Annotated in this window: 4 protein-coding genes; 2 read left to right on the top strand and 2 right to left on the bottom strand. The window is 42.6% G+C overall.

The window, feature by feature from the left end:
- The first annotated feature begins 457 nt into the window (after positions 1–457).
- Both VN105_RS17760 and VN105_RS17755 read left to right on the top strand, forming a co-directional pair.
- Positions 458–2371, top strand: coding sequence for a histidine kinase (locus tag VN105_RS17760; protein ID WP_325642868.1), 1914 nt, complete (start codon positions 458–460; stop codon positions 2369–2371).
- Positions 2372–2388: 17 nt separating this feature from the next.
- On the top strand, positions 2389–3135 hold the full coding sequence (locus VN105_RS17755) for a LytTR family DNA-binding domain-containing protein (protein ID WP_325642867.1): 747 nt from the start codon (positions 2389–2391) through the stop codon (positions 3133–3135).
- 130 nt (positions 3136–3265) lie between these two features.
- On the opposite strand, the gene VN105_RS17750 is transcribed toward VN105_RS17755, so the two are convergent.
- Both VN105_RS17750 and VN105_RS17745 read right to left on the bottom strand, forming a co-directional pair.
- On the bottom strand, positions 3266–4792 hold the full coding sequence (locus VN105_RS17750; RefSeq protein ID WP_325642866.1) for a RagB/SusD family nutrient uptake outer membrane protein: 1527 nt from the start codon (positions 4790–4792) through the stop codon (positions 3266–3268).
- 15 nt (positions 4793–4807) lie between these two features.
- Positions 4808–6832: TonB-dependent receptor domain-containing protein (locus VN105_RS17745; RefSeq protein WP_325642865.1), on the bottom strand; the 2025-nt coding region annotated here is incomplete at its 5' end.

Below are 6832 nucleotides of genomic sequence, written 5' to 3'. Positions count from 1 at the left end.
TATGCAAATGCGAAAATTTGACATTGAACAGATTGTGCAGGCAACGCTTGAGTGAATTATAGAAAGGCCATAATAGCTATCAGATAAGATTATTTTACCGGGAAAAGTTGAACTGTTTTCCCGATCGCGGCTTTGCTTTATTTTGTGCACAGGTGGCTGCTGTGACAGAAGCAAAGCCGCAAATTCGGACAACTGTGTTAATCGTTATTTACAAGCAAAAGCATTAAAATGTAAGCTGCATTGGTTTTTATTTTTGATGCACTATTATTGAGATATATTTACATATTACTGAAAAAACCCCGCAATCATCCCTCCAACCCTCACGAATATCGCCTGAAATCCCACGAATATATACCCGGCTTCTTACATTTTAATTTCTATTGATATATTTAACGAATATTTCAGTATGTTTCACTAAGCTGAAATACGTTTATTCGCCTGGTTAATACATTACTTAATGAATGCAAGAACTGCATATGCTGCCTTAACGATAATAATTCTTTTATTTACGGTTTCCTGTAAGCAGAAAGAAATCTCTCAAAAGAATCCACAAAGCATTATTGATACCACTCACAGAAAGGATTACCTTTCTTTTATTATTTCTCTGGATACTTTACCCACCGCCGATGCCAGGAAGATGATCCGGATAGAGGACAGTTTACTGAGAAATACTGCAGACAGTAGCATCATGCCATTTTGCCACTATTTCAGGGCTGGAAAGTATCGCCAGGAAAAGAAGTGGGACAGCGCTATGGCAGAGTACCAGAAAATGAAGGGGACGCGCAGTGAAGATGGAATTGAGCTACTGAAGACCTACTGTGTTTTGAATCAAAGTATTCCCAATGGTGGAGTAGTGGAGGCAGAATTGATGAATCGCATACTTTCGGCAATGAAAACTGCCGAAAGCACTCATAGCTTGATCACCTACCAGTTTTATGACCTGATGGCCAAAGCATATTTTCAAAATGACAACGAGAATGAATCACTGGAATATGCGGAACGTTATTATAACCATCATCCATATAAATCACATCCTGTAGTCATGCAGCGGTATTATGACATTTCTTTCCTGTTAGCTTCCAGAATGAATGATTTTGATAAAATGATGTTATACAATGTTCAGGCACGTAACCTGGCTAACCGGATCGGTGATAGCCTGGCTATTGCCCGCACGTACGACAACGAAACCCGGATCTTTGACCGGCAGGGACAGCATGAGAAGGCGCTTGCAAGCAGCAGGAAGTACATTGATTATCTTACCAGGACAAATAACCTGAACGAAATTGCATACAATAATTTAGCGACCTCCTTTATTCATAATCACCAGCTCGACTCAGCGATCCGTTATTTCAGGGAAGCCATCAGCCTGGCACAAAAAGGCCCCAGGATAAAGCCGTCCCCGATTTATTACAAAGGACTTATAGAGGCATATAAGTTAAAAGGCGACTATGCCAGCGCGTTACGGGTGGCCGACTCCGCCTATGAAATTGAAACAAGGGATATTAAAGCGATAGAAGCCGTTAAAGTGGCAGAAATACATGAGAAGTATGAAACAGAGAAAAAAGACCGGAATATAGCGGAACTGAGCAGCCGGAATGAACTCAATGAAAAGATCATCCGGCAGCAAAGATGGACGCTTGTATTGGCGTTCCTGGTTTTCCTGGGAGTTCTTGCAGTATTTTACTTTATTCACCGCCAGTACCGTTTGAAAGAGAGGAACAGGTTGCTGCAGTCGGGAAACAGGCGTTTGAATATGGAACAGAAACTGTTGCAGGCACAGTTAAACCCGCATTTTATCTTTAACTCCATCGCTAATCTGCAAGGGCTTGTCGCGTCCGGAGATACAAAAGAATCCGTACGCTATCTCTCTGCTTTTTCTAAATTATTAAGAAATGTGCTGGAACAGAGCAGGAGAGATTTTATAGGATTGGATGAAGAAATAGCTTCCCTGGAGAATTACCTGCAACTGAATAAAATGCGCTTCTCAGGACTTTTTGATTACCGGATCGATGTGGATCAGCACCTTTATCCGGAGAATGTGCTGATACCCCCCATGTTAATACAGCCTTTTGTTGAAAACGCAATAGAGCATGGGTTCCGGAATATTGATTATAAAGGTATCCTGACGATATTTTTTAAAACAGATAATCACCAGATGTTCATAACGATTGAAGACAATGGCAAGGGCATGACCATTAAAGAACCTAACGAGCAGAAGAAACAATCCCTTGCGGGGATTATTCTTAAAGAGAGACTGGAAGTGCTTTTTAAATCACAGGGACAATATGCGAAATTTGATATTGAAGACAGAAAGAACAGCAGCGGGCAAGGGGTTGCTGTACACATTGTTATTCCTGAAATCAAAGATTAAATCTGAAACAAGCAACCATGAAGCTTTATATTTTAGAAGATGAAATACGTATTCTGCAGCATCTTTTGCAGGTAGTGCAAGGCATTCCTTACGTAGAGGTAGTTGGGCATGCAGCGGAAATCGCTAAAGGCGCCAGGGAAATCCCTGTCTTGAAACCCGATATCATTTTAGCAGATATCAGGCTGAAAGATGGTGACAGTTTCCGGTTGTTTCATGAAATAGGTAATAACGGTTTTCAGGTTGTTTTTCTCACGGCTTATGATCAGTATGCCATACAGGCACTTAATATGGGGGCTTTTGGTTATCTGCTGAAGCCGATAGATGAAGTGGCGCTGGCAGCTATACTGAACAAATGTTATCATCACCGGCAACAGGAGCAGTTCGACCAGCAGCAACTGGAAATAGCCCGGCAGCACTACGCAGCCCAGGGAATGGCAACTACCAAACGCATTGCACTGAAGCGCGTGGAATACATGGAAATTGTATCTATAGAAGATATTATGTTTTGTAAGAGCGATAAAGGCTATACAACTTTTTATCTGAAAGATAAACGTGAGATACTTGTATCAAAGGGGTTGATAGAATACGAAAGTGTGCTGATTCCCTTTGGCTTTATACGCTGCCACCAGTCTTACCTGGTCAACTTCCAGTATGTAAAAAAATACTACAGGGAAGGTATTTTGCAAATGCAGAATAATGAACAGATACCGGTTTCCAGCCGGAAGAGAGAGGAGGTGCTGAAATACCTGGAGAATATATCCTGATCAAACAAGATATATTCTTTTTATGTAAAATGCAGGTAGCTGTGGATGTAGAACAGCAGATCTTTACTGCATTGATCATTTCAATGGGCTGCCCGTAAATTTACAGGCAACCCATTGTTATTTACAGGTACTACTCTAATGCACCATTATAATCAGATTCTTTCAACGGAACCTTCCACGTCCATTTGTTATTGCTTTCAGGCGTGATGGTAACAGCCAGTGAGGTGATGAAGTTGCCGCCATTAGCGTAATCCTTTCTTACAATAGCGTCTCCCCAGCGCTTCATGTCAAACCAGTCGAAACCCTCTCCCCATAGCTCGATAGCGCGATATGTTTTGATTTCATTCAACAGGGCTGCACCTGTTTTTGTGCAGGTATAGCTGGCGTCACGGCCGGAGTTTTTGGTGAGGTCAATTAATACCTGCTGCACTTCGGCTGCCGGCTTATTCTGATAGTATTTAGCTTCCGCTTCGATCAGGTACATTTCTGAGGAGCGGAAATGATTTAAATTACCAACACCGGGCTGGTCATTTGCCTTCACCTTAAACTGCATATAGGCAAATATATTAGAAGTACTGTAGATGTCCGGGTACAGCTCGAAAGCACGTGCTTTCAATGCAGCGCCGGCAGCCCCTGTAGCGGTAGTATACGGATCTGTTTTAGGATCCAGGAACAGGTCTTTCCGTATATCAGTGGCCGGAATCTTGTTATACAATTCCCGGCTGATGCATTTGGGATAGGTTCTCACTGCAGATGCGCTGGAATTGTAAGCGATATAAGCCTGGTATGAGTAGTAGTATAAAGTTTCGTCTGAAGCGCCGTAGCTGCTCCATAACCATTCGCTGTTAGGAGTGGAGAACCCTGCTTTGTAATCAGCAACAGACATTAGCGGGTACCCGGTCCGTGCTTTAGCCGCAAAAGCCTCTGCTTTAGGATAATCCTGGCGGTTGAGGGCCGCCCGGGCATAAATGGCATATGCTACATTGACATCCATTTCGAAATTTTTAGACCTGGATTTACCTGAAGCAGTGAACAGTTCAATCGCTTTGTCCAGGTCGCTGTAAATCAGGCTATAGGTGGCGCCTAAAGTGGATCTTTCGAGATCACCGTTAGATAAGTCCGTTCTCAACACAACGCCGGGAGTGGCGCCGTTATTGGAATCGGCCCATCTATTGCCATATAACTGCGCCAGCATCATGTAGCAGTAAGCCCGGTAAGTTAATGCCTGTGCTTTGATGAAGTTTTTATCGGCATCTGAGCCCTTTGCAGCATCAATATAAAAGATGATGGCATTGGCATTGCCAATCACCTTGTAATAGTAATACCAGGGATAATAATCATAAATGCTGCTTACGTTTTCATTGATAGTGCCATTGATCAGCGTAGCCCATCCCGGCAGGTTTACATAAAAATTATTACCGGGATAGTTACCATAGTACATCTTTATAGTTCCTTCCCCGTTGAATCCCTGGTTGGATAAATATTGCACGGTCATCATTTTGGCCAGGCCATTCACCGCTAATTTTGCATTATCTGTTGATTCAAATGCGGTAGAGGTACCTGTTGAACTGGTAGGTACTGTGTCGAGATAGTCTTTTTTACACGAGCCTGCAAGCAATACAAAAAACAAGAGGCCTATATTATATATCTTATTCATCTTTCTGCTTTTAAATTATAAACCAATATTAACACCAAGAGATACTACACGCGGAGTAACAAAAGCATTCAGGCTTCTCCCGTTGAACGACTGCTGCGGATTCATACCCTGCAATTTGGTAAGCGTTACCAGGTTTTCAACACTTAAGTTGAACCGGGCAGACCTTATATCTATCGTCTTTAACAAAGACGCTGGCACCTGGTACGACAAAGCGAGGTTCTTCACTACGAAATAAGAGCCGTTCTGAAGAAATCTTGTTGACATGGTGTTGCTGTAATTGCTTTTTGAGAAATCCATTACCGGTACACCTTTAGGGTCAATACGGTTAGGGGATGTTTCTGTTATACCCTGTGGAATGCCGTCCCATGACTTCAATACATCTTTATGCATTTGCCCTACAGAACCCGACATGCTCATCAGATCCAGGTAAGAATCGTCGTAAACTTTGCCTCCCAGGGAGTAGGTGAAGATGCCTGATAAAGTGAAATCCTTATAGGTAAGCCCGGTAGAAAAGCTGCCAAAAACATCCGGGATGGCGCTGCCTGACCAGTCGCGTTTTGCGTAGGTGGTGTAGGTGGTATAATTAACGCCGTTAATGTTTACAAGATATTTGTAATGCGCGCCGTCTACATCTTTGGGATCGAAGTTTTCATCGTCTGCCAGGTATAAAGCATTACCGGTCATTTGATCAACGCCGGCGTACTGGTAAGTCCAGAAATCATAAACGCCATGCCCCTCCACGTATTTATAGTTGCCAGTAACAATACCATTGGCGCGGTTCTGTTCCGGTAAGGACACAATCTTATTTTTCAGGAAGGTGGCATTCACACCAACGTTCCACTTAAAATCTCTCTTTTTAAATACATCAACATCGAGCGACAGCTCAAATCCTTTATTTGATACAGTGCCAAGATTTTTTTTAATAGTAGATTCCGGTAGGCTATTGGACGTTGCTCCTGCTGATAATGGTAAGTTTACATCAAACAACAGGTTTTGAGAACGTTTATCAAAGTACTCCACTGTTAAGTTAGCCCGGTTGAATAAACGTGTTTCCAAAGCAGCAGAAATGGAAGACGATGTTTCCCATAGTAAATCCAGCGCTTCATTTTGTGTTTTATATAAAGCAGCAATATTGCTGTTCTGGTCAATGGTATACAATGCCATGTAGGCATAGGTACCAGCGCTTGCATCGTTACCTACCTGGCCATAAGAAGCCCGCAGCTTTACATAATCGGCGTATTGAGACAGGCCGGCAAAGAAATTTTCTTTAGACAACAGCCAGCTACCGCCTAATGACCAGAAATTTCCCCAGCGTGTATCTTTGTAAAATTTGGAAGAACCATCTCTTCTGAAGGATCCATCTATGAAATATTTCTCATCATAGTTATAACGCGCACGGGCGAAATATCCTTCGGACCTGTAATCTACCTGGTAATCGGTGAGGTCGGTAATCTTGGTGAAATTCACTAATTCAGGTGCATTTGCAAATGTTTCAGTGGTTTTATATCCGTAAAGATAATTGTAGTTGTCGTAGTAATTTTCATGACCTATTAACGCATCTACGGTATGAAAGCCATACGACTTGCCCCAGTTCAGCATTTGTTGAGTGGTGTAATTTTTGTAGCGGTAGTTGGTGCGTGAAGCCCGTCCCTGGTTACCAGCGCCGTCTCCAATGATAGCGTTGTTGTAAGTATTTCTGTCGCTGTTACGAACATTGAGGTCGCCTTTAACATTGAAAGTGAAATCTTTCAGAAATTTGAAATCAAGGAATACCTGGCCGTTTACTGTGTTTCTGTAGGTGAGATCTTTATTCAGTTCATTCTCCCATATGGTATGACGGCCAACGTATTGATTACGACTGGTGCTGCCATCGTCATATTGCGGTTTACCGGCGTCGTCCAGTACCAGTTGCCCGGTAGTTTTATCGTGTAGATGTATAGGATAGATGGGCGCTATTCCTCTTGCATACATAAAAGGGTTAGCATAGGAGGCCGCATCAGTGGCATTACCGGAAATATTGCTTGTATTCTGATGAGATCC

The organism is Chitinophaga sp. (genome assembly GCF_035564935.1).
In the GTDB taxonomy this organism is placed as follows: domain Bacteria; phylum Bacteroidota; class Bacteroidia; order Chitinophagales; family Chitinophagaceae; genus Chitinophaga.
Note: the sequence above shows the minus strand (reverse complement) of the source record. Positions and strands in the feature narration are given on the sequence as shown.